Source organism: Sulfitobacter marinus (assembly GCF_900116285.1).
GTDB classification, from domain to species: domain Bacteria; phylum Pseudomonadota; class Alphaproteobacteria; order Rhodobacterales; family Rhodobacteraceae; genus Sulfitobacter; species Sulfitobacter marinus.
On sequence record NZ_FPAJ01000001.1, the window covers coordinates 127,603 to 152,179 of the forward strand.

The window sequence follows — 24,577 nt, forward strand, 5'->3', positions numbered from 1 at the left end:
AGAATATTAAAACAGCGGCGGATTACGGCCAAGCGAATTCAGGTTTGAAAACTGTGAAATATTTGTGACTACAGGCCGAGCTTGTCGCGTAGGCTGTACCAGGTCATTGCAAGGGTCAGCAAAGGCGTGCGCATTGCCGCGCCGCCGGGAAAGGGATTGGTGGGGATGGCGGACATCACATCAAACCCGTCGCTGTCGCCCATAATGGCACGGGCCATGAGCTGCCCAGCATGGGTGGCTGTGCCGACACCGTGTCCCGAATACCCCGACGCGGACAGGATGTTGGGGGCGACGCGGGCAAGATAGGGCAGACGTTTCATAGTGATGGCAAGCGTGCCACCCCAAGCATAATCTATCGCCACGTCTTTGAGCTGGGGGAACACCACGGACATTGGGGCGCGTACCTTGGCGGCGATATCGCGTGGGAATTTGTAACCATAACTCTCCCCGCCACCAAACAGTAGCCGACCGTCATGGCTCAGCCGAAAATAGTTCACCACGAACCGGCTATCGGCCACCGCCACATCGCGGGGCAATACATCGCGGATGCGATTGCCCAGCGGTTCGGTCGCTACGATAAAGTTGTTGATCGGCATGACCCGCGCCGCAACCTTGCGGTTCAAACCGCCCATATAGCCGTTGCACGCCAGCACAGCGTGTCCCGCCGTGACGCGCCCGCCGTCGGTTTGAACCACCACCTTCGCGCCCTCTTGGATATGGTTCACGGCAGAGCCTTCATAGATACGGACGCCTGCCTTTTGTGCCGCCCGTGCCAAACCGAGGGCGAGGTTAAGCGGATGTAAATGCGCGGCACCCATATCCAGAATACCACCCTTGTAATCGGGCGAGGGGCAAACCGATTGCAAGGCGTCGTGGTCCAGCACTTCGATCTGGTCATAGCCATAGCGGCTTTGCAGGTGTCCGGCATAGTCGTGTAGATGGTGCAGGTCGCTGGCTGTGGATGCTGTCCAAGCGACACCCGGCTTCAGATGGCAGTCAATATCGTGCTCAGCAATCAGGCCTTTGACCAAAGCCTTTGCGTCTTCGCCCAAATCCCACAATCTGCGCGCATGATCTACACCCAACGTCTTTTCCAGCGTGTCCTGTTCAATCCGCTGGCCGCCGCCTAATTGCCCGCCGTTTCGACCGGACGCCCCGAACCCGACGCGTTGCGCATCCAGCAAAACAACATCGCGACCTGCCTGTGCCAGATGCAGGGCAGCGGACAGGCCGGTATAGCCGCCCCCGACCACGCAAACATCTGCTTTTATGGCACCTTTGAGGGGGGCAAACCGTTGCATCGGGGTCGCCGTCGCGGCATACCAGCTGTCAGGATAAGCGCCTTTTTCATCATTTGCATAAAGCAGGTTCATCGCAAAGGGGCTCCTGTCCCCGCTTCCAAATGGTTTTAAATCCTCGCCGAAGGCATCCGCCATCGGCGACGGGATCAAACATTCATAAGTAGATGCTCGCGTTCCCAAGGCGAAATAACCTGCAGGAACTCGTCATATTCGGCACGTTTCACGATGGCGTAGACCCGGGCAAAATCGGGGCCTAATACTTCGTGCAGCCCGGTGGCCTCTTCGAACAAATCCAAGGCAGACCCCAGAACCTGCGGGATGTCCCCGTCGCCCTCATAGGCGTCGCCTTTGAATTCGGGTTTCGGGTGTTTCTTGTCCATCAGCCCCAGAAAACCGCATGCAAGCGATGCCGCGATGCCCAGATAGGGATTGCAATCCATCCCGGCCAACCGGTTTTCTACACGGCGTGAGTTGGGTTTGGACAGCGGCACGCGAATGCCCGTGGTACGGTTGTCGCGGCCCCATTCAAGGTTGATCGGTGCTGCGTGGTCTTTGACGTAACGGCGATAGCTGTTCACATAGGGGGCCAACACAGCCAGCGCATCGGGCATGTGGTTTTGCATGCCTGCGATAAAGTGGAAAAACGCATCGGTTTCGCCGCCCTTTGTGTCGGAAAAGATGTTCTTGCCGGTTTCAATATCCAGCACCGAATGATGCATATGCATGGCGCTGCCGGGTTCGTCCTCGATCGGTTTGGCCATAAACGTGGCATAGCAATCGTGGCGCAGTGCGGCTTCGCGGATCAGACGTTTGAAATAGAACACTTCATCCGCCAACCGCACCGGATCGCCGTGGATCAGGTTGATCTCGAGCTGGCCCGCACCGCCTTCTTGGGTGATGCCGTCGATCTCGAAACCTTGGGCCTCGGCAAAATCATAGATGTCGTCGATCACCGGGCCAAACTCATCCACGGCAGTCATGGAATAGGCCTGACGCGCGGCTGCGGGGCGGCCTGAGCGGCCCATCATCGGTTTGATCGCATGGGCAGGGTCCAGATTGCGTGCGACCAGAAAGAATTCCATTTCCGGGGCGACAACAGGTTCCCAACCTTGCTGGCGATAGAGTTCGACCACGCGTTTCAAAACGTTGCGAGGCGAATATTGCACCGGTTCACCATCGCGGTCATAGGCGTCGTGGATCACCTGAAGCGTCCAATCCGCAGTCCAGGGTGCGGCGGTCGCCGTCGACATATCGGGTCGCAGGATCATGTCTTTTTCGATGAACCCATCGGCACCCGCGGCTTCGCCCCACTCACCGGTGATGGTCTGATAGAAAATGCTGTCGGGCAGGTGAAAATATTCTTGACGCGAGAACTTCTTGGCGGGCACGGCTTTGCCGCGTGCGATGCCAGGCAAATCCGGGATGATGCATTCGACTTCATCCAGACGTCTCCCCTCCAGATAGTCGCGGGCAGGTTCGGGCAGGTCGTCAATCCAGTCGGACATCACGGTCTCTCTTTCTTGAGGAAATCGGCAATAAAATCTGCAATATCAGCGTTATTTGTGGGGGTATCCAGCCGCTTTGCAGCCGCTGCAAGCTGTTCATCAGGTACCACACCCTTGCCGCGGGTGCGTATCAGACCGTCGATGAAATCAGCGCTGAATTCCGGGTGAGGTTGGATCGTCCAGATTTGATCGTCATAGAGCAGCGCCGCATTGGCGCAAAAATCCGAGGACCCGACAACCTTGGCCCCTTTGGGAAGGGTCGTGACCTGATCCTGATGCCACGCGTTCAGCGCCATCGGCTGTCCGTTCACGATGTACTCCGTGGGGCCCACAGACCAGCCGCCGTCGAATTTTTCGACTTTACCGCCAAGTGCTTGGGCGATGATCTGGTGGCCAAAGCAAATACCAACTAAGGGACGGCCGGTTTCGCGAATGGCTAGGATCAGCTGTTCGAGCGGCGGAATCCAGTCGTGATCCTCATATGCGCCGAATTTCGAGCCGGTGATCAGCCATGCGTCGGCATCCACGGCCGAGGCCGGAAAATCGCCATCCACAACCGACCAAATCTGAAAGTCGAAATCATGCCCGCCCAGCAGTTTGGTAAACATCTCGCCGTAGTCGCCCAACTGGTCTTTCATGTTGTCGGGCGAGTGGCCGGTTTGAAGGATGCCGATTTTCATCACGTTGCCTTTATACGGTGTCGAGATAGATCTCGACCTGTTCTTGTGGGGTAAGCTCTTGCATGTAATGCAGCTCTTGGCGCTTTGTCAGGACAAAATTGCGGATCAGTTCGGGGGCGAAAATGCGCGCCACCTCGGGGGAGGTTTCAAAGAGATCAATCGCGGTTTTCCAGTCACCGGGGATTTGCGGCAGATCGGCGGCATAGGCGTTGCCGGTGATGGGGGCAGGTGGGTCAATCGCGTCTTCGATGCCGTTCATCGCTGCGCCCAAAACGGCCGCCAGCATCAGATAGGGGTTCACATCGCCCCCGGACACACGGTGTTCAATCCGCCGTGCCTTATGGCTGCCCGACGGCACACGGATCGACGATGTGCGGTTTTCATAGGCCCAGGAAATACCGGTCGGCGCGTGGGAACCCGGCACCATCCGATCAAAGCTGTTGGCATGGGGCGCAAACACCAGCGCTGATCCGGCCATCGCGTTCATACAGCCCGCAATGGCGTGACGCATGATCGCAGTCCCATCCGGGCCACCATCGTCAAAGATGTTGTTGCCATTCTTATCCAGCACCGAGAAATGTGTATGCAGACCCGAGCCGGGGTAATCCTCATAGGGTTTCGCCATAAAGCTGGCGGCAAAGCCGTGACGACGGGCAAGGCCTTTGACCAGCATCTTGAAGAACCACGCATCGTCGGCGGCGCGCAAGGCGTCATCGCAATGCATCAGGTTGATCTCGAACTGGCCCAGCCCGGCCTCTGAGATGGCGGTGTCTGCGGGAATGTCCATTTCCTCGCAGGCGTCATAGAGATCGGTAAAGAATTCATCGAACTGGTCCAACGCCCGGATCGACAGGGTCTCTGCCGCCTTGCGCCGTTTACCCGATCGTGGAGAGACAGGGACCTGCAGCTTGCGGCCAGAATCGTCGATCAGGAAAAACTCAAGCTCGACCGCGCAAACCGGCGTCAGGCCACGTTCCTTAAAGCGCTCCAAGACGGCGCGCAGTGCATGACGCGGGTCGCCGGGGTAGGGCGTGCCATCTTCGCGAAACATCCAGATGGGCAGTAAGGCCGAGGGAGAATCAAGCCATGGCATCGGCAGAAAGCCCCGTTCGGTGGGGAACAACACCCCATCGGCATCGCCGGATTCAAACACCAGCGGGCTGTCGTCGATGTCTTCGCCCCAGATATCCAGGTTCAGGACAGACACGGGAAAGCGCGTACCATCCTCGACGATTTTGTCAGCGAAACGCGTGGGGATGCGTTTGCCGCGAGCCTGACCGTTCAGGTCGGCGGCAGCCACACGGATCGTGCGAACCTGAGGATGTTTACGGAGCCAATTTTTCATAACGCACCTTGTAAGCGGCGGGCATGAAACGGGGTTTTCAATAAGCGAAACCCGAGGTAGGCGCCCACGCGCCAAATAATTTGATCAAAAGATGGATACTACCGTATCAGATTAGGACGCAAGCGAATTTTCCGAATTTGCGTTTGCGGTAGGTGCTTGTTCAGGCGGCGATTTATCAGACCGAAGACGCCAATGATGACCAGCGTCAGCATGACGAAATACATCGCCAGTATCGGATAGGGGATAAAGGGGTTGAATGTTTTGTCCGCGAAATAGCTGGCATAATAGAGCGCATCGCCGCGTTGTTGCAGCGCGGGAAACCCGGTGAAGAACACCAAAGTTGTGGCGTGAAACAGGAAAATAGCCTCGTTTGTATAGGCGGGCCACGCCAGACGCAGCATGGTGGGCCAGATCACACGCTTGAACCGATGCCATCCAGACAGGCCGTAGGCGTCGGCCGCTTCGGTATCTCCCTTAGGGATGGATTGCAGCGCACCATAGAAGATTTCGGCGGAATAGGCCGAGGTGTTAAAGAACAAAACCACCAGTGCACCCAGCCAAGCAGAGGTAAATGCATCAAAAAACGGATGCACAGATTTTAAGCTAAGGAACAAAAAATAGCCAAAGAAGAACTGGATAAACAGCGGCGAGCCGCGAAACAGGAAGATGAACCATTCTGCCGGTTTGCGCAGCCACCGGTTCGGGCTGGCTTTGGCGACGGCAAGCGCAGTTGCCAATAGAAAGCCCGAGATCAATGCGAAAAATCCGAAATAGACGTTCCAGATCATGCCCGACCCGATCAGGGTGAATTGATCGCACAGGGTGAAATCACTGCGTGGCAACAGCCGCTCGCCAATCCCAAGCGAGCGTAGCCCATAGGCCTGAATTGTCTCCAAACAGGTCATGTCAGCGCCTTTCGCTGGGCTTCGCCGCCCGCTGTGGCCTGCCCGTGGGTTAGCCGCCGCATGGTGCGGTCCAGCACAATTTCAGACAGGCGCGTAAAGCACAGGTAAAACACCAACAGGGCCAGGAAATACCACATCCGCCAATCGGGGTGGGGATAGTCGGTAAAGCGCGGCGTCTTGGCCCCGCCCAGATCACGCGCCCAATAGACGATGTCTTCGACGCCCAGCAGGAACAACAGCGGCGTGGCCTTGATCAGCACCATCCACAGGTTGCCCAAACCGGGCAGGGCATAGACCCACATCTGCGGCACCAACACGCGCCAAAAGGTCTGGCGGGGCGACATGCCGTAGGCCTCGGCTGTTTCAAGCTGGGCACGAGGGACGGCGCGCATGGCACCGTAAAGAACGTTGGCCGCAAAGGCCCCGAAAACGATAGCAAAGGTCAGAACGGCCAGCGAAAACCCATAGGCCTCATGAACCCATTGGGGCGAGTTGCCCAATGGCATTTTGGCCGCCTGACAGACGATAAAATCACTGCCCTGCCGGATCGGCTCGTTCCAATCGGGGCATTTGATCTTGTGGCGCAGGTATTCGATGCCTTGATCCAGCGCGATCACAAAGAATAGGAAAAATGCAATATCGGGTACGCCACGCACGATGGCGATATAGCCACGGCCCAGCCACGACAGCGGCAAAACCCGCGACCGCGCGGCCATCGCCCCGCTAAAGCCAAAGATCATCGCCGCCGGTGCCGTTACGGCCAGCAACAACAGCACGGTGCCAAAGGCCCCGTAGAACGCCAGATGCTTGCCCGTGGTCAGGTAGCACGTCAGCCAAGACAGGCCGGAAAGCGTTTCAGGATCGGTACAGGCAAAAATAACGAGATGTCCCCGGTGGCAGCGCCCTTAATGGGCGTCTTGAACTATGGAAAAAGGGGCGGGTGTGACGCCGCCCCCTAAGATCAGAAGTTCCCGATCAGAAGGTATTCGCGCCTTCGCCGAACCATTTAACGATCAGCTTGTTCAGGCTGCCATCGTCCTTCATGGACTGGATCGCGGCGTTGAATTTCTCTTTCAGCTCGGTGTCGCTTTCGCGCAGGCCAAGGCCGATACCGCCGCCCAATGGCACGTCGTCACCAACAAACACCAGCTCGCCGCCGGATTCTTCAACGGTTGGGGCCAGCGCATCCTTGTCTGCAAAAACAGCGTCGGCTTCGCCATTGTTCACGGCTGCGACGGTTTCGTCATAGGTCGCGAATTCCAGCAAAGTCGCACCGGATTCGGCAACGTGGCCTGCTTGGATCGTGCTGGTCTGTGCTGCAACAACACCGCCTGCGATGTCTGCACCTTCAGATTTCGCCACATAGGCCGAGGCCGCTGGCGGGAAGTAGTTTTGCGTGAAATCGATGACTTTTTCACGCTCGTCTGTGATGCTCATGCCGGCAATGATCGTGTCATAGTTGCCGGATGTCAGGTTCGGGATGATGCTGTCCCATTCATTCGTGACCCACTCACAGGTCAGTTCTGCGCGCGCGCACAGCTCGTCGCCGACTTCGCGCTCAAAACCATCAACTTCGCCAGCGTCATTCAGGAAGTTATAGGGAGGGTAGGCACCCTCGGTCCCCATGCGGATTGTTTTGCCATGGCCGTCTGCCAGTGCGAAACCGGTGCTCAGCGCGATGGCGGCTGTCGCCAAAAGTAGTTTCTTCATTTTGTAGTCTCCCAACGTTTTTTGTTGATATTACGACACGTGGCCTGCTGACAGGAATCCACGCAGACGTTCCGATTTGGGCGCACCGAACAGTTGGTCCGGTGCCCCTTGTTCTTCGATCAGCCCTTGGTGTAGGAACACGACATGGTCCGACACATCCGCGGCCAGTTTCATGTCATGGGTCACGATCAGCATCGTGCGCCCCTCGGTTGCCAAATCTTTGATAACTTTGATAACTTCCTGTTCCAGCTCGGGGTCCAGCGCCGACGTGGGTTCGTCGAACAACAGGGCTTCGGGTTCCATGCACAGGGCGCGGGCGATGGCGGCGCGCTGTTGTTGGCCGCCAGACAGCTGGGCAGGATAGACATCGCATTTGTCGCCAATGCCGACCTTGTCCAGATAGGCGCGTGCGGATTTTTCCACCTCGGCACGATCGCGGCGCAACACGGTCAGCGGGGCCTCCATCACGTTTTGAAGGATCGTCATATGCGCCCAGAGATTGAACTGCTGAAACACCATCGACAGGTTGGTGCGAATGCGCAGCACCTGTTTGGGATCGGCAGGGCGGCGGTTATGATCGTCGCCTTTCCACGTCACCGGTTCCCCGTTGAAAATCAGGTCGCCTTGCTGGCTGTCCTCAAGCAGATTGCAGCAGCGCAGCAACGTCGATTTGCCCGACCCCGAGGACCCGATTAGCGAAATCACATGCCCCTTGGGTGCAACCATCGACACGCCTTTCAGCACCTCCAAAGCGCCATAGGCTTTGTGCAGGTTTCTGATCTCAATCACAGGGGGCTGTTGTGTCACGAGGCATCCTTGTTGCGCTGGCTCAAGCGATTAAAGGTTATTCTAAGGGGCGTTTGCAATCTAGAACTTGGTTTTTGCCTAAATAAACGGCATTGACCCGGCGTAATTGCAGCAGGCTGCGGTGAAATTAGCCGCGCTCTTCGATCCGCTGACGGGCCATGGCGCTGTCGGTATCGGTCACGCCCAACAGGTTGGTGACCAAGCGCAGCAGTGCGTTCTCTTCGTCAGAGCGCATGCCGTCGGCCAGCACGACTTCCCACAGCGCTTCAATCACCCCAAGGCGCGCGTCATAGGGGACGGCGTCTTTGATGGCGCGGGTGAAACGGACGGTATCTGGGGCTTCGGCTTCAAGCTGTTCTGCGTCGGCGCGCAGGGCCTTTACGCCACCAGAATCAAGGCCATAGCGTTTGGCGGTGATCTGGTCGATGCGGGATTTTTCAGCCGGGGCATATTCATTGTCCGACTTGGCGATGCGCACCAAAAGGGCGGTCAGCGCCAGACGTGCATCGGCATCGGGCATTTGGGCGGGTTCAGGCTGTGTCAGCCGCTTTAGAAAATCTGCAAACATGGGGGTCATATAGTCCCGCCATGCAGAAAGGCCAAGCTTACAATGCCTTGAGCGCGGTTTCGCGTGCCGCTGCCATGTCTTCGTCCGTCAGGCCAAGGGCGGTTTCAATGGCAAGCAGTTGAATTTCTTCGTTTTCATCCCTGCCGCCGTCTGCCAGCGCCACCGACCACATCGCATCGCCAAGCGCCTTGCGGTCCGCATAGGGGATTTCTTCGCGCAAGATGCTGGCGAATTCCGGCGTGCCGGGGGCGTGGCGCTCCAACGCCTCGCAGGTGGCGCGCAGTTTTGCGGCCTCAAGCGGTTTAAGGTTGAACGTCCGCGCAAGGATCCGGTCGATCTGGCTTACCTCGGCAAGCTCATAGTTTTGGTCTGCAAAGGCCACTCGTACCAAAAGCGCCCCAAGTGCCAACTGCGGCGTCGGTTGGGGCAAGGGTTTGGGATCAGGTTTGCGACGTGGAAACAGGCGTTCGAACATGGGCACTCACTAGATGGTTTCGCAGAGGTAATTTAACATTGTTTGCGGCGATCTGTTCCCACAGAAACAGCGATGACACATGACTGATGTATAAAGGACGCAGCCCTAACCGTCGTACCCTTCGATGATCACCAGCGTGCCATCTGACACGGCCGAACGAATGTCTTTGGCGGCTTGATAATCAGCGCTTTCATAGCAGGCGACGGCATCGGCAAGGCTGGCAAATTCGATCACCACAATCCGGGGCCGCGAGGTGCCTTCGCGCACATCAGCAGGGGCACCACGCACCAGAAACTTGGCACCGAAATCGGCGAAGGGTTTCGCATTGGCAGCGCGGTATTTTTCGTAAACGGCGGCGTCACGCACATCGACATTCGCGATCCAGTATCCTTTGGGCATCGTATTTCCTTATCTTGGCAGCGTTTTGAATTTTCCGGTCAGCCTAGCGGCTTCTTCCTTTAGCCCATAGGGCGGATTGATCATGAACATGCCCGATCCGATCATGCCATGCCCCGGACGGGCGGGGGCGAACCCGACCTCGTGACGCAGGGCATCGGGGTGCGCGCCCATCAGCGCGCTAAGCATGGGTTGGTGCAGCTTGGATGTCAGGATCGGATACCAAAGGGCAATCACGCCGACGTTCCACGCCTTGGCCAGCTTGCCAATGTGGCGGGGGATATCCACGTAATCGGTCTTGATCTCGAAGCTGGGGTCAATCAGCATCAGCCCGCGCCGCGGGGTGGGCGGCGTCAAAGCAAAGGCCATGTCGAACCCGTCGCTATGATGGCATTTGACGTTATAGGGCGACATCGCCAGATCAAGCGCACTGAACTCACCGGGGTGCAGATCGGCCAGATGGATATTATCCGTCTCGCGCAGCAATTTGGCGGCGATGAGCGGCGAGCCGGGGTACGAATCGGGCCCGTGTTCCTGTGCGACGTCATTCAACAGGCGCGTATAAGGGTGATCCTTGCCAAACCAGCCGCGCGCGCGGCCAATACCCTGCACCGCCTCACCAGTCTTTAGCGCGGCAGTATCAGACAAATCATACAGCGCGCGACCGGCATGGGTTTCCATGTAGGTCAGCGGCTTTTCCTTGCGGGTCATATAGCCCAAGGTCCACGCCAGCAGACTGTGTTTGTGCACATCGGCCAGATTGCCCGCGTGGTAGATATGTTGATAGCTCAGCATGAGGGGCCGCCTTTTATAGGGTTAGACGAGCCGCGATATCTCTTTCGCTGCGCGGACGAAATCCTTGAACAGGGGGTGCGGGTCAAAGGGCTTGGACTTCAGCTCGGGGTGGAACTGCACGCCGATGAACCACGGGTGATCGGGCCATTCCACGATCTCGGGCAGCTTGCCATCCGGCGACATGCCCGAAAATACCAGACCGGCTTCTTCAAGCTTTTTGCGGTACGCGGTGTCGACCTCGTAGCGGTGGCGGTGGCGTTCATCAATCGATGTCTTGCCGTAAATCTCGGCCACATGTGACCCTTCTTTCAGCGTCGCGTCATAGGCGCCCAAACGCATGGTGCCGCCTTTGTCATCGCCGACTTTGCGTTCGACCTTGTGATTGCCCTGCACCCATTCCTTGAGATGGTAAACAACCGGTTCGAACCGCTTTTTGCCGGTGGATTCGTGATCAAATTCCTCTGAGCCCGCATTGGGCAGATCCGCAACATTCCGCGCAGCCTCGATCACTGCCATTTGCATGCCCAGACAGATGCCCAGATAGGGTACTTTGTGCTCTCGCGCATATTGCGCGGCTTTGATTTTGCCTTCGGTCCCGCGCTCGCCAAAACCACCCGGCACAAGGATCGCGTGATACCCTTCGAGGTACGGCGCAACGTCATCCGCCTTGTCGAACACCTCGGCATCGACCCATTCGACCTTGACCTTGACCCGGTTGGCCATGCCACCATGGGTCAACGCCTCGGCGATGGATTTATAGGCATCTTCAAGCTGAGTGTATTTGCCCACGATGGCCACGCTGACCTCGCCTTCGGGGTTGTGGACGCGGTCGGATACATCGCGCCAGACGGTCAAATCAGGCTTGGGCGCGGGTGAGATTTGAAACGCATCCAGCACGGCCTGATCCAACCCTTGGGCGTGATAGGCAAGCGGCGCGTCATAAATGGTTTTCAGGTCATAGGCTGCAACAACGGCCTCTTTGCGCACGTTACAGAACAGCGCGATCTTTTCGCGTTCTTTCTCGGGGATCGGATGCTCGGACCGGCATACCAAAATGTCCGGCGCGATCCCGATGCTTTGCAGCTCTTTGACCGAGTGTTGGGTAGGTTTGGTTTTCAACTCTCCGCTGGCGGCCAGATAGGGCAGCAGGGTGAGATGCATAAAAATACACTGGCCGCGCGGCTTGTCATGGCTGAACTGGCGGATCGCTTCAAAGAAGGGCAGACCTTCGATGTCACCCACGGTACCACCGATCTCGCAGAGCATGAAATCAACCTCGTCATCGCCGACATGCAAAAAATCTTTGATTTCGTTGGTGACGTGGGGAATGACTTGAATGGTTTTACCCAAGTAATCGCCACGACGTTCTTTTTCCAGAACGGTGGAATAGACGCGGCCTGAACTGATCGAATCCGTCTTGCGCGCGGCAACACCGGTGAAGCGTTCGTAATGGCCCAGATCAAGGTCGGTTTCCGCGCCGTCATCGGTCACGAACACTTCGCCATGCTCAAACGGTGACATCGTACCGGGATCAACGTTCAGGTATGGATCAAGCTTGCGCAGACGTACCGAAAAGCCGCGTGCTTGCAGCAAAGCGCCCAAGGCGGCCGATGAAAGCCCTTTGCCAAGGCTGGAAACCACACCGCCCGTGATGAAAATATAGCGTGCCATGTGATCGAAGACCCCCGTGAAGTTCAAATTTGATGTGGCCAAAGCCAGCCAAATGAGCTGCGGAAATCCGCAGCACCACGGGACTAAAGCCTAACAGAATTGTGGTGGATAAGGCAAGGCCAAGTCGCAACATCCTGTTGCTAAACTTGGCCTGACCTCAAGTTATTGTGGTGACTGGATTAATCCGCTGTCGGAACTTGCGGCGTGTTGTCTGCCGGCGTTGGTGGCAGCAAGCTGTCGGTATCTGGCAGCACTGGTGCGTCATTCAGCGCGGGCGGTGTGGCCCCCAGACGGTCAATCACGGATGAACCTGCGGATTTTTCTGCCGCGATGATGGTGAGCGTGATTGAGGTGATGATGAACAATATGGCCAACACCCATGTGATCTTGCCCATAGCCGTTGCAGCGGATCTGCCGGATACGGCACCGCCGCCTCCGCCGCCCATACCAAGGCCGCCGCCTTCGGACCGTTGTAGCAAGACAACGGCAATCAGGCCGAGGGCCAGAATAAGATGGACGATCAGGACAACGTTTTCCATGAGTACCTACGGGCTTTGGTTTTAACTTTGCAGGTATCTAGGCATGTTTGCCCATGGGGGCAAGTAAGGATTGGCCCGCGCGGCGCTGATCATCCGCTGGATGGCCATGGCGCGCTTGGCCCGGCGGCCAAGACGCCCCGCCCGCCATGCCATTTATTCTTCGACGTCATCCATATCCGCTTGACCTGATAAGGCACGGCGCACGATGCTCCAGCTGAGGCCGATGCCGAGCACAAAGCTGAGGGCAAGCAGGCCCAGCCAGACGTTGAGGCCCTTATTATCCAAGCTCAGTATGCCAAAATCAAACAGGACCCAAAGACCTGCGCCGACAACAGCAAGAACCAGAAACATACCGAATCCGCCGATCGAGCGCAGCGTGGCACGCAGATAAATCACGTAGGCAATAAACAAGAGCAGCCCGAGCAGCACGGCGATGGACATGTTCATCTGTCCATACTCGCGCAGCCAAGTGATGTAATTATACTGTGTCGGGTTAAAGGTGACCGTGAGCAGGACCAAGGCACATAGCCATCTTATAATAAAACCCATTCAGTTCATTCCCCTACTTCTCTGGTTTGTAAATATCCTCGCCGAAGGCATAAAAGTCTATGGTCAGTCCAAAAGATTTCGCCGTTGGCGAGGATATTTGTGAGCCAGAGAAGCGAAGATGTCATTTTGCAGTTTCGGTTCGCTGCGCGCGCGGCTATACCGGCGCGGGTTTGCACCGTTAAAGGAATATCACCATGGCCAATGTTGTTGTCGTAGGCGCCCAGTGGGGCGATGAGGGAAAAGGCAAAATTGTCGACTGGCTGAGCGAGCGCGCTGATGTAATCGCGCGGTTTCAGGGCGGGCATAATGCCGGGCACACGCTGGTTATTGACGGCAAGGTTTTCAAGCTGAGCCTGCTGCCATCGGGCATTGTGCGGGGCGGTAAGCTGTCTGTTATTGGCAATGGTGTTGTTTTGGACCCGTGGCATTTGGTCAAAGAGATTGCGATTCTGCGCGAGCAGGGCGTGGCCATCACCCCCGAGACGTTGATGATCGCCGAGAATACGCCGCTGATCCTGCCCATTCACGGGGAGCTGGACCGCGCGAGAGAAGACCAGACCAGTGTTGCCAAGATCGGCACAACGGGTCGCGGTATCGGACCGGCATATGAGGATAAAGTTGGCCGCCGGTCGGTTAGGGTGGCTGATCTGGCCGATGATGCCACGCTGGAGCTGCGTGTAGACCGCGCATTGGTGCATCACGATGCGTTGCGCCGGGGCCTTGGGCTTGAGCCGATTGACCGTGATGCGCTGCTAGCTGCCTTGCGCGAGATTGCGCCAGCGGTATTGGAATATGCAGCACCGGTTTGGAAAGTGCTGAACGAGAAGCGCAAAGCCGGCAAACGGATTTTGTTTGAGGGTGCGCAAGGCGCGTTGCTGGACATTGATTTTGGCACCTATCCTTTTGTCACCTCTTCCAATGTGATTGCAGGTCAGGCGGCAACGGGCACCGGTATCGGGCCTGGGTCGATTGATTTCGTCTTGGGGATCGTCAAAGCCTACACCACCCGTGTTGGCGAAGGTCCGTTTCCGGCCGAGTTGAATGACGCGGATGGCCAGCGTTTGGGCGAACGGGGTCACGAGTTTGGCACCGTCACCGGGCGCAAACGTCGCTGTGGCTGGTTTGATGCAGTTCTGGTGCGCCAGACATGTGCTACATCCGGGGTGAACGGCATCGCCTTTACCAAGCTGGACGTGCTGGATGGTTTTGAGACGCTCAAGATTTGTACGGGCTATGAACTGGACGGCGCGATGCTTGAGTATTTGCCAACAGCGGCAGATCAGCAGGCGCGGTGCACACCGGTTTACGAGGAAATGCCCGGATGGTCCGAATCGACCGAAGGCGCGCGCAGCTGGGCGGAATTGCCTGCCAATGCGATCAAATACGTGCGCCGGGTTGAAGAGCTGATCGGGTGCCCAGTTGCATTGCTGTCCACGTCGCCCGAACGCGATGACACTATTTTGGTCACGGACCCTTTCGCCGACTAAGGTGGGTTTTAGGGGCTGTGGCCTCTGTCGTTCGCGCAAAAGGAGATGGTAATGGCACTAAGTTACAAGGCACGGCGGCGCTGGTCGCTGGTGATCTTATTGGTTGGTTTGCCCGCCTATATCATCGCGGCGGTGGCGATCATCGGCCAGTTTGACCGGCCGCCATTCTGGGTCGAGCTGGTGGTCTATGTCGTCCTTGGCATCATCTGGGCGATACCGTTCAAGTTCGTGTTCAAGGGGGTTGGCCAGGCCGATCCGGAACAATCCGACAGTTAGAAATGAAAAACGGCCCCTGATGCGGGGCCGTTTTTGAATTTGGGTATCTACCGTGGCGGTTATCCAGCGGCACGTTCCTCGGGTTGATATCCGATGTCATCCGACACTTTAAAACGGCCACCCTCCAGTTTGATCAATTTACCGGCGCGCAGCAGCTGACCAAAGGCGCGCAGGCCTTCTTCACGGCTGAAGTCATCGGTCCCGGCCAAGCGCACGGTTTGCATCACTTGCGGCCTTGAGAATTGACCGACCCCTTCGACAAACGACAGATAGGCAGCCGCTGCTTCCAAAAGCTCGGGCAATGTGGTGGCACCCATGTCAGAGGCAAATTCAACAAATCCGCCCTCGAGCGGCGCAGCGGTGGCTGGTGCCGGTGCCGGAGCTACGGCAGCCACGCGGCGGGGGCGTATGGGGGCTGTATCGGGTTTGACAAAGTTAACATCGATCCGCTGCTCTGCGACCAGCTTCAAGGGGGCCGGGCGCGGCCCTGTGGGCCGGTCTGTACGCTGTTCAGCAGCGGCGGGGCGGCGCGGTTTAACAACCTCGGCCAAATCGCTGCGGTATGCGGTCCCATCGTCGAGGGCGGCATCGGCGCTTCCCATGGCCATGTCCGCTTTCTTGGCGGCAACGGCCGCACGCAGATGTGCGATGGCGTCGCGGCGCACAGTGCCTTCCGGATCGTCCATTTGATTGTCGGTCTCGGCCAAAAGGCGGCTCATATCGGCACCTTGGGCGTCGTCCAGGGACGGCAGCTTGCGGCGCGGTTCGGCACTGGCCTGGGTTTGAGGCGCAATATCGTCTTCTGTCGTTTCTGCCGTTTCCGTTGCCACATCGTCTTGTGCGAAATCGGCTTCGACTTCGGCCAGTTCGCGCGCGAGCTCGGCCTCATCTTCCGCAGACAAGGAAGACTGGACAGGGACATCAACTACGGTTTCAGGCGCAGGTTTCTGGATGTCGCTGGGTTGTGCAACTGGCGCACCATTGTCGTCATCATATTCTTCAAGCGTGCCACGCGCGATGGCATTGGTCAGATCGGCGCGCTTTACCTTGACCACACGGCCACGCGGCGCAGTGGAAGCCTCCATAGAGGTGTCAGCAGTCTGCGATGCGTCATCGGCAGCAAGGGCGCTTTCGATGTCTTTGACTGCATCGGCAACAAATCCGTTGGTCTCTGCCATAGGGACCGGGTTTTCTTCGGCATGCTCGTCTTCGGTATAATCTGCGTCAGGGGCATCAACGTCTTGGCGCGATACGACTGACCGGATGCGCTGCAATTTGGCGGCGATGCTGCTGTTTTGCGCGGCATGTGATGGCGCGCTTGGGGGGCTATCCTCGGCTTCATCCGCTGTCTTGTCATCAAAGAATGCGTGAATATCTTCGTCGGGCTGGCCGGGAACGATATCGACCTCGGACAGGTCAACCTGAGGCGTTTCCGCAGCTTGTGTGGCCTTGTCGGTTTCGTCTACACGGGAAGACTCTGGCAGATTAGCCGCAGCGGGCTGCTGCGCCGGGGCGGTCTGTGCCTCGGGCGGCGTGCTATCTTCACGGGCGTTTAACACAATCTGGCCGTCTTGCTGATAGCCGACAACTTTGCGCGAAATCTCTTTTTGCGCGATATGGGCCAACATCTCTGCATCAGGCTGTGGGGGCTCAGCACCAAAGTACCGATCTTCCGCCGCCAGATCGCGGAAATACTCCGCAATGACCTTCATGGTGCCGAATGAATCGTCAAAGCCCTCCAACGTACACGAGAACGTGCCGTATGAGACCGTCAGAATTTTGCTGTTATTCATCATCTGATGCTCGTCCTCTGCCGTTTTGCAGCTTACTGTTTACCATGACGTTCAAGACTAAAGCGGCCCGAATCTGTGCCGTGCGGGGTATCATTTGGTGTCATCATTGTGACGAGGTTTCCGAAAAGAGGTAAAAAGACATTGAAACGCCATATTGTATCCAGTTCTGAGCCAGTCACCCTTGTGGGTGGTGGGGATGCCAGCGTCATACAGCTTAAAGAGGCGCTTGGCCTTGCGCCGGTATGCGTCGCAGCCGACAGCGGAGCAGAGCTGGCCCGTCGTGCGGAAATACCGCTTAGGGCCGTGATCGGTGATATGGATTCCATTTCAGCAGATACTCTTTCGCAGATCCCCCAAGACCGGCAAATTATAATAAGTGAACAGGAAACCACTGATTTTGACAAGGCCCTAAGGCATATCGACGCGCCGCTGGTGATTGGCATTGGCTTTCTGGGGGGGCGCATGGATCATCAAATGCATGCGCTGCACATTCTGGCGATGCATGCCCATCGGCCCTGCATTCTGATGGCACAGACTGAAATTGTGTTGATCGCGCCGCCGGTGATCCAGCTGCCAGCAGAGCCGGGCGATGTGGTGTCGATCTTTCCGCTTGGTCCCGTGACAGGGCGCAGTCAGGGGCTTGAGTGGCCGATCGAGGGGCTTGCGTTTGATACCTTGTCCAAAGTGGGCACATCGAACCGGGCAAAAGGGCAGTTCACGCTTGAGATGTCAGCACCCAATGCGGTGCTGGTGTTACCACGCAAACTTATTCAGCCGGTTGCCCAAGCGCTTGTGTCTGAAGCTGCCGCTGGATGGCCCCCTCGCGCATAATAATATAAAGGCCAGCGGTCATGGTGATGACGATGCCCACGGTCGCAATCGGGTTGGGCAGGTCATTAAAGATCACAAAGCCGATCAGTGTGGCAAAAGGTATTTCCAGATATTGCATTGGGGCCACCGTGGCCGAAGGCGCGTAGCGCAAGGACCACGTCATCAGCAGATGCGCCATGCTGCCCAGTATGCCAAGCGCCAGCAAAAGCGACCACTGGGCTACGTTGGGTGTGATCAGTGCAAGCGCATCTATATGCAGCTTTGGCCCAAGCCAGAGCAGCGGCAGCATCAAGATAACGGCCATGACACCGCTGACGGTTTGCAATCCAATCGGATCTGTTTGTTTCGCGATCTTGCGGGTGACCAACATAAACACGGAAAAATTGGCCGCCACAAAGACAGGCAACAAAGCGGGCCAGCCCACGTTGGCAAAGCTGGGCTGCACCACCAACAAGGTCCCAATGAACCCCACAATGCACGCCATTAGCCGTCTGCTGCCAACTTCCTCTCCCAAGACATATTTTCCCAAGATCAGCATGAAAAAGGGCATCACGAACGCAATCGCGACAGCATCGGCCAGCGGCAGATAGATTAGCGCGGTGAACATGGCGGCGATCCCCAATATATGCAGCAAGGTGCGCAGGAACGTCAGCCAAAGCGTCATGCCCGACATGCGCCATTTCCGTTTGGTCAGATATACAATGGGCAAAAGCAGGATCACCTGAACGGCAAATCGCACGAATACGACCTGTGCAAGTGGCACAGAGGTCCCCAGCAGCTTTGCCACCGCATCGCCGATGGGCGCGACAATGCAAAAGCCCAGCATCAGCATGATTCCGATCAAAGGCTTGTCGCTATCGCTCATGGTGTTTTTCCGCAAAAATATCAACCTAAAAGTGTATACTCTCCACTTTTACGTGAAGTTCAAGGTATTAATTCACACAATGGTCGCGGGAGTGGTGATCCCAGTAAGAGTTACGCCGCAGGGCGACCTAACAACACGCGATTACGCCCTTTGTTCTTTGCGGCATAAAGCGCTTTATCCGCCCACTCAAGCGCAGACGACGATATATCGAAATCTGCCAGGTCGGCGCGGGAGATCATGCACAAACCAATGCTGATTGTGACGGTAAAGGGGGCTGGGACACGCGGAATCACGAAGGGTGTATGCTCGAACGTCTGGCACAACCTCTTGGCAACAGCAGTGGCCGCGGCCTCCTGAGTGGCGGGCAACAGCAGCAAAAACTCTTCCCCGCCCATGCGCACGACCATATCACGGGGCCGCAGGTGCTCTCGCAGGCGGCGCGCAGTTTCAACCAGCACGGCATCGCCGACGGCATGGCCATATCTATCGTTAACGCGTTTGAAATGGTCCATATCCGCCATCATCACGGCAAAGGGCAGATCGTCCGAATTTGCCTCGCTGGTTTGGCGGGTTATTTCGGCCAGACCATAGCGCCGGTTATACAGGCCGGTCAGCGGGTCAAATATCGCCTCGCGCAGACCCAGATCAACGCTTTCACGAATGCGGTCGATCTGCGCCTTGCGTTCCAGCAACGCGGTCAGACGCAGGTGCAGCTCGTCCGTGTCAAAGCCTTGTGGCATCAGATCATCAGCACCCATATCCAGGGCGTTTGCCGCAACATCTGAATCCACCGTGGTTTGCACAACAATGATACCGCAGTGGCGCGTGCGTGCGTTGGACCGGATCGAAGAGATCAGGTGCATCAGGCCGGTGACCGCTGCAGGATCAGGTGTCAGCACAAGGACAAAGGCATCTGGTATCCCGTCGCCTGATAACCCGTTCATGGCGTCCTCTGGCGCTGCGACGGAAATTTTATGGGGTGTGTCGCGCCGCAGTTGGCCGGCCCAGATATGGTTTAACCCCTTATCCGATCCGACCAACTGAACATGCCCTGCCGTTTGGAACCGGGCAGGGGGATCGGCCAGACCGAAGACGCGGCTGGTTTCGGCGCGCACATGCCATTCCTCGCTCGAGTGATACAGACGGATCAGGCTTCTTACCCGGCTAAGCAGCAGGGAATCCGCAAGCGGTTTAACCAGCACATCGCGTGCACCGCGCGACAGAAACAACTGGCGCAGGGCGGCGCTTTCATCCTCGCCGATGGCAAGCACGGGAATACGGCGACCGTTTTGGCCTTGGGCCAACCCATCCAGCATCGCCGTCGCATCAGCATCGCACAGTTGAAATGCCGTAATGACAAGGTCAGGCGGGTCTTGATTGGCCTGAACCAATGCGTCTGCAACAGTGGTTGCCTGTCGCACGTCATAAAACGCCGGCCCCAGCTTGGTTTTCAGCATAATTCTATTTGTGGCGATCGGATCAACGATGAGGATTTTGCCCCGCATTTGCCTTCCTTTCCCACGAAAAATATACCAAAATCACAAGGATATAGCGTTCTTTGTTGCCCGAATTGGTTAAAAAAGAGTTGCCAGAAAAGTTAAACAATAAGGAAATACCCATGGGTAAGCAGGAAGCCGCCGAAGCTTTGGGATTGCAGGCTTTGGCGTGGTTGGTGGCCAATGACGACCTTTTGCCTGTGTTCATGGATGCAAGTGGTGTCGGGGCGGATGACCTGCGTGCGCAGGCTTCCGATCCGGCGCTTTTAGGCGCTGTTCTGGATTTTCTGATGATGGATGATGCGTGGGTGATTGCGTTCTGTGACACCATAGGGGCACAGTATGAAACCCTTATGCAGTCGCGTCAGGCGTTGCCCGGTGGCGAACAGGTGAATTGGACATGACAGTGATCAAAGGCATTCTTTTCGACAAGGACGGAACCCTGTTCGATTTCGCGACAACATGGGAGGCTTGGGCCCATGCGTTCCTGACCCGGTTGACCGCAGAAGATACCGCTCGGGCCAGCACCATCGGTGCCGCGATCGGGTTTGATTACAGTGCCAAGAGCTTTGCCGCCAACAGCGTCGTGATTGCGGGCACGCCCAAAGATGTCGTTTCCGTGCTCGAACAACACCTACCTGAGTATTCGCAGCAGGCATTGATTGATCTGATCAACGAAGAGGCCGGAAACGCCCCCCAGATCGAAGTAACCCCATTGGTGCCATTCCTGACCGGGCTTAAGGCGCAGGGGCTGCATCTGGGTGTGGCCACCAATGATGCTGAGGAACCGGCCTTGGCACATCTGGACAGTGCAGGTGCTACGCATCTTTTCGATTTTGTAGCCGGATTCGACAGTGGCTTTGGCGGTAAACCAGCGCCCGGGCAATTGCTTGGCTTTGCTAGACATGTGGCGCTGGACCCTGCGGCGGTTGCCATGATCGGTGACAGCACCCATGATCTGTTGGCGGCCGAGGCTGCTGGTATGTTGCGTGTCGGTGTGCTGACCGGGATGGCGTCGGCCGATGATTTGGCACCCTTTGCGGATGTCGTTTTGCCCAACATCAGCCATTTGCCAGACTGGATCAACAGCTGGAATTCGCAGCGCCGCTAGGCGGTTCAGGCGCGAAAAGCGACATTTACCGTCGGTAATGGAAACGATCCCGTTGCGGGGATGATGCCTTCTGAGATCAGCTTTCAGGAGGTTGCCATGGCCGAGACCGATCCAAAACGCAGAACACGTGGCGGCGGGCGTGCGGGTGCCAGGAACCGGCGCGGCACTGCTGTTATCGATCAGATGCCGTGGAACCCGCCGATCAACATTGACCGGCCCACCGAACCGCTGACCCCCGAGGGGGTCGAGGCAATCCATGACGGTGCCATGCGTATTCTCGAAGAGATCGGGATCGAATTCCTGAACCACGAGGCGCTTGCAATATTGCGCAAAGCGGGGTGCACGGTGAACGGTGAAAACGTCCGCATGGGGCGTGATTTCGTGATGGAGTGGATCGGCAAAGCACCGTCGCAATTCACCCTCACGCCGCGCAACCCAGATCGCCAGATCACGATGGGCGGCAAGCATTTGCTGTTCGGCAATGTATCGTCGCCGCCAAACTACTGGGACATGTCGATTGGCACCAAGGTCCCCGGCACCCGCGCCATGTGTCAGGATTTGCTAAAGTTGACGCAGTATTTCAACTGTATCCACTTTGCGGGCGGCTATCCTGTGGAACCGGTCGATATCCACGCGTCCGTTCGTCATCTGGATGTACTTTATGACAAGTTAACGCTGACCGACAAGGTTATGCATGCCTATAGTCTGGGCAAGGAACGCGTCGAAGACGTGATGGAGATGGTGCGCATTGCGGGCGGGTTGACCCATGATGAATTCAACGCCACCCCGCGCATGTACACCAACATCAACTCGACCTCACCGCTGAAACACGATATTCCGATGCTGGACGGCTGGATGCGGCTGGCACGGCGCGGGCAGGGGCTGGTCGTGACGCCCTTTACGCTGGCCGGGGCCATGGCCCCAGTCACAATGGCAGGTGCTGTGGCGCAATCACTGGCCGAGGCGCTCTGCGCCGTGGTTCTGGCGCAGATCATCAACCCCGGCGCGCCATGTGCAATCGGCACGTTCACATCCAACGTCGATATGAAGACCGGCGCGCCCGCCTTTGGTACACCTGAATATATGCGCGCAACTCAGATGACGGGGCAACTGTGCCGGTACTATAATCTGCCCATGCGGTCATCAGGGGTATGTGCGGCCAATGTGCCCGACGGGCAAGCGATGTGGGAAACCTCCAACAGCCTGTGGGCCGCCGTGCAATCGGGCACTAATATGGTCTATCACGCCGCGGGTTGGCTTGAGGGCGGGCTGATCGCATCGCCCGAGAAGTTCATCATGGATTGCGAGGTTCTTCAGCAAATACAGCGCTATATGGATTCGGTGATCTGTGCGACAGGCCCGGATGAGATCGCCTTGGACGCGATTAAATCTGTCGGCAATCAGGGCCATTTCTTTGGCATTCAACACACTCAGGATCGCTATACCGACGCGTTCTATCAACCGTTTCTAAGTGACTGGAAAAACTACGAAGGATGGGAGGCCGCAGGCGCAATCTGGACGCCCGAGCGCGCGCATATGATGTTCAAAGAGATCGTCGGAAATTTCGAAGCGCCGCCCATGGACTCTGCCATTCGCGACGAACTGGCCGATTTTGTTGCGCGGCGCAAAACCGAAGGCGGAGCACCGACTGACTTTTAAGTGTCGGATGGTTAACCTCGCGAGGTTGAAAGCCCGCAACTAAGGTCGTTTCGTTGAAATTTATCGACAATTTCAACGTATTTCCCGTGGCGGGTGCAGGGGCTGTTGGGGCTGTTTTTGCCAAATGTTAATTGTCTTTTCCGATGGTCCTTTTGGTCAATCGGAAGGGTTCAGATGCACGGGCTTATTAATCGCAGTGTCCAAAATTATGTTACCGACACGTTTGGGCATGATGTCTGGGGCCAGGTGACCGGCAGCGCGGATTTGGGGTTCACCGACTTCGAGGCGATGATGACCTACGAAGATGACGTGACGACACGCGTTATTGATGCGTTGTCGCTGGTTACGTCGCGGCCCAGGCATGACCTGTTGGAAGACATCGGCACCTACCTTGTGTCCACGCCCAAACTGGAAGGGGTGCGGCGCCTGTTGCGGTTTGGCGGCGTCACGTTCGAGGAATTCCTGCTGTCTTTGGACGATTTGCCAGACAGGGCGCGGCTCGCCGTCTCTGATCTGGATCTGCCGGAACTGGAAATGGATGAACGCGCCAGCGGCTGTTTTGAACTGCTCTGCCGCAGCGCCGTGTCTGGTTTCGGATATGTCTTTGTTGGCATGCTGCGGGTGATTGCGGATGATTATGGCGCATTGGTGCTGCTGGATCACGAGACAGGCAATGACGGCGTCGAAAAGGTGTTTATCACATTGGTAGACAAGGATTTTGCCCAAGGGCGGCAGTTTGACCTTGGGGCCCGCGTCGGATGAATAATGTACAATTGAATGCGATGATGGACGTGCTGTGCCCAATGCATGTACTGCTTGAAAAGGATGGCACGATTAGCCACGCGGGGCCGACAGTGCAAAAAATTTGCCCACCGGACAGATTGGTCGGGTCCAGCTTTTTCGACCTTTTCGCGGTGAAACGACCCAAAGGCATCCGCAACATCGAGGCGCTGAGACGCAGAGCGGGCAGCAAGCTGCATATCTCACTGCGCGATGATCCAGACAGCGATCTGAAGGCGGTGCTGGTGCCGTATGACATCGATAACGGCAAGGTGGTGATCAACCTGTCCTTTGGAATCTCGATCCTTGATGGTGTGCGGACCTATGCGCTAAGCAATGCAGATTTTGCCGCAACTGACCTTGCCATTGAAATGCTCTATCTGATCGAGGCGAAATCGGCGGCGATGGATGCGTCGCGCCAATTGAACCTGCGCCTGCAGGGGGCGAAAATCGCGGCAGAAGAACAAGCATTCACAGACACATTGACTGGCCTGAAAAACCGGCGCGCCTTGGATCACGTGTTGACGCGCCTTGTCAGCACACAGGCAAGTTTTGCTGTGATGCAAATCGATCTGGATTTCTTTAAGGCCGTCAATGACACCTTTGGTCATGCGGCGGGGGATCATGTGTTGCAGGCTGTCGCACAAATCATGGTCGAAGAAACGCGCAACGCAGACACCGTCGCAAGGGTGGGCGGTGATGAATTCACGCTCATTTTGCCCAATGTCGGGTCAGAGCAGATGCTACTGTCCATCGGCGACCGACTGATTGAGCGGCTTGAAAATCCGATAAAATTTCAGGGCAACCCATGCAATATTTCCGCAAGCATCGGTACCGTCTGGATACAAGAAGGTCACATGCTGGACGCCAAAGATATCTTGGCTGACGCTGACATGGCGCTGTACCAATCCAAAAATGCCGGCCGTTCCCGCCAGACATTGTTCCAAAAAACCGATATAGTCGCCCCCTCTATCTGGGCAGATTAAGATCGCCTTTCGGCCAAAACATGACCGCGATCGGGAAATACATGTGT

At 56.9% G+C, this 24,577-nt stretch carries 26 protein-coding genes; 8 read left to right on the plus strand and 18 right to left on the minus strand.

From position 1 onward, the window contains the following. Window positions 1-68 precede the first annotated feature (68 nt). The 15 genes from BM347_RS00635 to BM347_RS00705 form a co-directional block, all read right to left on the minus strand. Window positions 69-1,373, minus strand: a complete 1,305-nt coding sequence (locus tag BM347_RS00635) for an NAD(P)/FAD-dependent oxidoreductase (protein WP_093915344.1) — start codon at window positions 1,371-1,373, stop codon at window positions 69-71. 74 nt (window positions 1,374-1,447) lie between these two features. After that, window positions 1,448-2,806: a glutamine synthetase family protein gene (locus BM347_RS00640; protein WP_093914505.1), complete on the minus strand. Its 1,359-nt coding sequence runs from the start codon at window positions 2,804-2,806 to the stop codon at window positions 1,448-1,450. Continuing rightward, window positions 2,806-3,486 carry a type 1 glutamine amidotransferase gene (locus BM347_RS00645; protein WP_093914506.1) on the minus strand — a complete coding sequence of 227 codons (681 nt, stop codon included), beginning with the start codon at window positions 3,484-3,486 and terminating at the stop codon, window positions 2,806-2,808. Before BM347_RS00645 ends, BM347_RS00640 begins: the two co-directional genes overlap by 1 nt. A gap of 10 nt (window positions 3,487-3,496) precedes the next feature. Continuing rightward, entirely contained in the window at window positions 3,497-4,831 is a 1,335-nt protein-coding gene (locus BM347_RS00650; protein WP_093914507.1) for a glutamine synthetase family protein, read from the minus strand. 98 nt (window positions 4,832-4,929) lie between these two features. Further along, entirely contained in the window at window positions 4,930-5,736 is an 807-nt protein-coding gene (locus BM347_RS00655) for an ABC transporter permease (RefSeq protein ID WP_093914508.1), read from the minus strand. Continuing rightward, entirely contained in the window at window positions 5,733-6,539 is an 807-nt protein-coding gene (locus BM347_RS00660) for an ABC transporter permease (protein ID WP_093914509.1), read from the minus strand. Before BM347_RS00660 ends, BM347_RS00655 begins: the two co-directional genes overlap by 4 nt. A gap of 172 nt (window positions 6,540-6,711) precedes the next feature. After that, entirely contained in the window at window positions 6,712-7,446 is a 735-nt protein-coding gene (locus tag BM347_RS00665) for a transporter substrate-binding domain-containing protein (RefSeq protein ID WP_093914510.1), read from the minus strand. A gap of 30 nt (window positions 7,447-7,476) precedes the next feature. Next, window positions 7,477-8,253 (minus strand): ABC transporter ATP-binding protein, encoded by a 777-nt coding sequence (locus BM347_RS00670; RefSeq protein WP_093914511.1) that lies wholly within the window; start codon window positions 8,251-8,253, stop codon window positions 7,477-7,479. A gap of 127 nt (window positions 8,254-8,380) precedes the next feature. After that, window positions 8,381-8,821: a tellurite resistance TerB family protein gene (locus tag BM347_RS00675; protein ID WP_093915345.1), complete on the minus strand. Its 441-nt coding sequence runs from the start codon at window positions 8,819-8,821 to the stop codon at window positions 8,381-8,383. Between the two features lie 37 nt (window positions 8,822-8,858). Then, entirely contained in the window at window positions 8,859-9,296 is a 438-nt protein-coding gene (locus BM347_RS00680; RefSeq protein WP_093914512.1) for a tellurite resistance TerB family protein, read from the minus strand. A 105-nt stretch (window positions 9,297-9,401) separates the two neighbouring features. Continuing rightward, window positions 9,402-9,695 carry a DUF1330 domain-containing protein gene (locus BM347_RS00685; protein ID WP_093914513.1) on the minus strand — a complete coding sequence of 98 codons (294 nt, stop codon included), beginning with the start codon at window positions 9,693-9,695 and terminating at the stop codon, window positions 9,402-9,404. 9 nt (window positions 9,696-9,704) lie between these two features. Then, complete coding sequence (gene rlmJ / locus BM347_RS00690; RefSeq protein ID WP_093914514.1) at window positions 9,705-10,487, minus strand: 23S rRNA (adenine(2030)-N(6))-methyltransferase RlmJ; 783 nt, start codon at window positions 10,485-10,487, stop codon at window positions 9,705-9,707. A gap of 21 nt (window positions 10,488-10,508) precedes the next feature. Then, window positions 10,509-12,158, minus strand: coding sequence for a CTP synthase (locus tag BM347_RS00695; protein ID WP_093914515.1), 1,650 nt, complete (start codon window positions 12,156-12,158; stop codon window positions 10,509-10,511). 179 nt (window positions 12,159-12,337) lie between these two features. Continuing rightward, a complete protein-coding gene (secG, locus tag BM347_RS00700) occupies window positions 12,338-12,697 on the minus strand; it encodes a preprotein translocase subunit SecG (RefSeq protein ID WP_093914516.1) in 360 nt (119 codons plus the stop codon). 153 nt (window positions 12,698-12,850) lie between these two features. Beyond that, window positions 12,851-13,246, minus strand: coding sequence for a DUF6524 family protein (locus BM347_RS00705; protein WP_093914517.1), 396 nt, complete (start codon window positions 13,244-13,246; stop codon window positions 12,851-12,853). Between the two features lie 194 nt (window positions 13,247-13,440). On the opposite strand from BM347_RS00705, the gene BM347_RS00710 reads away from it, so the two are divergent. Beyond that, window positions 13,441-14,733, plus strand: a complete 1,293-nt coding sequence (locus BM347_RS00710) for an adenylosuccinate synthase (RefSeq protein WP_093914518.1) — start codon at window positions 13,441-13,443, stop codon at window positions 14,731-14,733. A gap of 51 nt (window positions 14,734-14,784) precedes the next feature. Then, entirely contained in the window at window positions 14,785-15,009 is a 225-nt protein-coding gene (locus BM347_RS00715) for a DUF2842 domain-containing protein (protein ID WP_093915346.1), read from the plus strand. Window positions 15,010-15,068: 59 nt separating this feature from the next. Here the strand turns inward: BM347_RS00715 and BM347_RS00720 are convergent, their stop codons facing one another. Beyond that, complete coding sequence (locus BM347_RS00720; protein WP_245764145.1) at window positions 15,069-16,802, minus strand: hypothetical protein; 1,734 nt, start codon at window positions 16,800-16,802, stop codon at window positions 15,069-15,071. Window positions 16,803-16,943: 141 nt separating this feature from the next. Between BM347_RS00720 and BM347_RS00725 the strand changes: the two genes are divergently transcribed. Next, the gene (locus tag BM347_RS00725; RefSeq protein ID WP_093914520.1) at window positions 16,944-17,633 is read left to right on the plus strand and encodes a thiamine diphosphokinase; all 690 of its coding nucleotides are present in this window, start codon (window positions 16,944-16,946) and stop codon (window positions 17,631-17,633) included. On the opposite strand, the gene BM347_RS00730 is transcribed toward BM347_RS00725, so the two are convergent. Both BM347_RS00730 and BM347_RS00735 read right to left on the minus strand, forming a co-directional pair. Further along, on the minus strand, window positions 17,569-18,498 hold the full coding sequence (locus tag BM347_RS00730; RefSeq protein ID WP_093914521.1) for a DMT family transporter: 930 nt from the start codon (window positions 18,496-18,498) through the stop codon (window positions 17,569-17,571). The two genes, BM347_RS00725 and BM347_RS00730, sit on opposite strands and share 65 nt — an antisense overlap. A 110-nt stretch (window positions 18,499-18,608) precedes the next feature. Next, complete coding sequence (locus BM347_RS00735) at window positions 18,609-20,003, minus strand: diguanylate cyclase domain-containing protein (RefSeq protein ID WP_093914522.1); 1,395 nt, start codon at window positions 20,001-20,003, stop codon at window positions 18,609-18,611. A gap of 113 nt (window positions 20,004-20,116) precedes the next feature. Here BM347_RS00735 and BM347_RS00740 point away from each other — a divergent pair, with 113 nt between their 5' ends. From BM347_RS00740 to BM347_RS00760, 5 genes are all read left to right on the plus strand, one after another. After that, entirely contained in the window at window positions 20,117-20,398 is a 282-nt protein-coding gene (locus BM347_RS00740; protein ID WP_093915347.1) for a DUF3572 domain-containing protein, read from the plus strand. Further along, the gene (locus BM347_RS00745; RefSeq protein ID WP_175498453.1) at window positions 20,395-21,105 is read left to right on the plus strand and encodes an HAD family hydrolase; all 711 of its coding nucleotides are present in this window, start codon (window positions 20,395-20,397) and stop codon (window positions 21,103-21,105) included. The genes BM347_RS00740 and BM347_RS00745 overlap by 4 nt, the downstream gene beginning before the upstream one ends. Before the next feature lie 96 nt (window positions 21,106-21,201). Beyond that, complete coding sequence (locus tag BM347_RS00750) at window positions 21,202-22,764, plus strand: trimethylamine methyltransferase family protein (RefSeq protein ID WP_093915348.1); 1,563 nt, start codon at window positions 21,202-21,204, stop codon at window positions 22,762-22,764. Between the two features lie 174 nt (window positions 22,765-22,938). After that, a complete protein-coding gene (locus BM347_RS00755) occupies window positions 22,939-23,526 on the plus strand; it encodes a heme NO-binding domain-containing protein (RefSeq protein WP_093914524.1) in 588 nt (195 codons plus the stop codon). Next, window positions 23,523-24,530: a GGDEF domain-containing protein gene (locus tag BM347_RS00760; protein ID WP_245764146.1), complete on the plus strand. Its 1,008-nt coding sequence runs from the start codon at window positions 23,523-23,525 to the stop codon at window positions 24,528-24,530. Before BM347_RS00755 ends, BM347_RS00760 begins: the two co-directional genes overlap by 4 nt. Window positions 24,531-24,577 lie beyond the last annotated feature (47 nt).